Source organism: Dialister succinatiphilus YIT 11850 (assembly GCF_000242435.1).
GTDB lineage: Bacteria > Bacillota > Negativicutes > Veillonellales > Dialisteraceae > Dialister > Dialister succinatiphilus.
In genome coordinates this window covers 49462-51832 of record NZ_JH591190.1, presented here as the reverse complement: position 1 = coordinate 51832, position 2371 = coordinate 49462, and the positions used below count along the sequence as shown (strand labels likewise).

The 2371-nt window shown below is 47.7% G+C and carries 2 protein-coding genes; both read right to left on the bottom strand.

Annotation, left to right across the window (positions count from 1 at the left end; translation table 11 throughout):
• Positions 1-166: 166 nt before the first annotated feature.
• Positions 167-532: an ArsR/SmtB family transcription factor gene (locus HMPREF9453_RS10355; protein ID WP_040380687.1), complete on the bottom strand. Its 366-nt coding sequence runs from the start codon at positions 530-532 to the stop codon at positions 167-169.
• 263 nt (positions 533-795) lie between these two features.
• The gene (locus HMPREF9453_RS10350; RefSeq protein WP_008860512.1) at positions 796-2091 is read right to left on the bottom strand and encodes an ArsB/NhaD family transporter; all 1296 of its coding nucleotides are present in this window, start codon (positions 2089-2091) and stop codon (positions 796-798) included.
• Between the last annotated feature and the right edge of the window lie 280 nt (positions 2092-2371).

The following is a 2371-nucleotide window of genomic DNA, read 5'->3' as shown; positions in this document are numbered from 1 at the left end:
CCGGTCCCGGATAGAACCCTTGGGGCCCAGGGCCAAAGGCCCGGCGGCCCCATCAACCCTCACGGCGAAGCCGTGTCAACCTTCGGGAATACAGCCGCCCGCCGAAACAGCATAAAAAAAGCAGTCCCCCGAGGACTGCTTTTTTTATGCGTCTCAACTATGCCAATCAGTTGCCGAATTCATCTTTGCCGCCTACCTGCTGAGGCTGCACCTTCACATACTTAATCTGTTCGCACACACATTTATCCTTCATTTTGTACAGTTCCGGAATAAATTCCATCATCTTATTGAAGGTATCATCGTTAATGGAATACTTGGTCCACAGGCCCTCTCTCCTGGCATTCACCACCTTGGCTTCAATCAGGATCTTCATATGATAAGACAGGGTGGACTGGGACAGGGTGAAATTTGACAGAATGTCACAGGCAGACATTTCACGGCAGGACAGCATATCCACAACCCGGAGACGGGTCTCGTCGGAAAGCGCCTTGAAAATAGTGGCAAACTCTTTATAACTCGGTTGGAAATCCATAATAAACCCCTTTTCTACAGCTGATTCTTTATACATGTTATTATAATTTATAGACTTAATGGCGCCACGACCATGATGAATCGACACATTTAAATCTATTTTTGTCTATTTTATATTATCATCCTGTTCTTGTCAATCCAATCTCATCGATTGAGTGCAAATTATTTCTATTTATTTCCTCCCTCCTTTTTACCCACGAAAAAGGACCTGCCGCAGCAGGCCCTTTCAGGTGGATTATATAGGGATATGTTCTCTTACACCAATTACATACCAGCCAGCATGAAGTAACGGACTTCGATGTACGCGCTGGTTACGATCAGGGACATAATCATCAGTGGGAAGCACCATTTCATGAAGGTACCGAAGGAAATATTATGTCCTTCCTTCGCTGCAATAGCCACCATGATAACGTTCGGGGAAGCGCCGATCATGGTACCGTTGCCGCCGAAGCAGGCGCCGGTAGCCAGAGCCCACCACATGTAGTCCGCATGAGGCAGGTTCATGAGAGCCTGCATATCCTTAATCAGCGGAATCATGGTTGCGGTGAAAGGAATGTTATCAATGAAGGCAGAAGCCACACCGGAGAGCCAGAGAATCATGTAGGTAATGAGGTGGTTGTCCCCGTTGGCCAGAGCGACGCCCCAGGAAGCGATGGCTGTAATGACGCCGGCATTTTCCATGCCGCCTACCAGAATGAAGAGGCCCATGAAGAAGAACAGGGTATCCAGGTCTACTTCCTTCATCGCTTCTTCCGGATTGATATGGCAGGCCAGCATAGCAACTACGCCGCCGGTCATGGCGATAGTGGCAGACTGCAGTCCGAAACGGGAATGAAGAACGAAGCCTACGATGGTGAGGCCCAGGACGATGAGGGACCGTTTGAAAATCATCTTGTCTTCCACAGCGGACATGACATCGATGGCATCAATCTGTTCCTGAGGAAGGTGTCCATGGGGCAGTTCTTTTCTGAAGATAAAGAGAATGCCGATGAGGGTTGCTATAATGGTAATAACAACCACCGGAGCCAGATTGATAAGGAAATCATTGAAATCCAGATGGGTGGCAGAACCGATCATAACGTTCGGCGGGTTGCCAATCATAAGAGCCGTACCGCCTACGTTGCACATGAGGATTTCTGAAACCAGAACCGGCACCGGAGAAATCTTCAGCATACGGCAGAGGGAAATGGTCATCGGTGCAATCAGAAGGGCTGCAGTCACAGAATCGATGAGGGAAGCACCTACGGCTGTCACACAGGACAGGAGTACCAGAAGTTCCCTCGGGGACCCCTTGGACCTCTTCATAGCCCATAGAGCCAGCACCCGGAAGAAACCGGACTTCTTCACCACAGAAATCAGAATCATCATGCCTGCCAGAAGACCGAGGGTATTCCAGTCGATATATTTTCCGAAGGCTTCCGACTGGGTCACATACCCGGCATAAATCATTGCGCCGCCGCCGACCAATGCGCAGATAGTTCGCGGGAACTTTTCAGACATGATACCCACATAGGTGAGACAGAAGATGATGACGGCTAGGTAGAATTGAAATGTAGTCATGAAATACCTGAACTCCTCTCACTGCCCTGAAAAGGGTCGTAGATTTTCATTGGGAATGAGGGACCGCGTTCCTCCGGACCCTTCCTTTTCCGGAACTGCGGAATGTGAAATCACGACGTCCCCGATGAAGAAACACCACATCGCTTGATAGTTTTATTCTAACACAATGCATGGAAGAAATAAATAATACATAGCGAGGAAGATGAAAATTAATATATAAAATTTAATTTATGATTATCATAAATCATTTTTATTACTTATATGTCTATGGATTTATGGG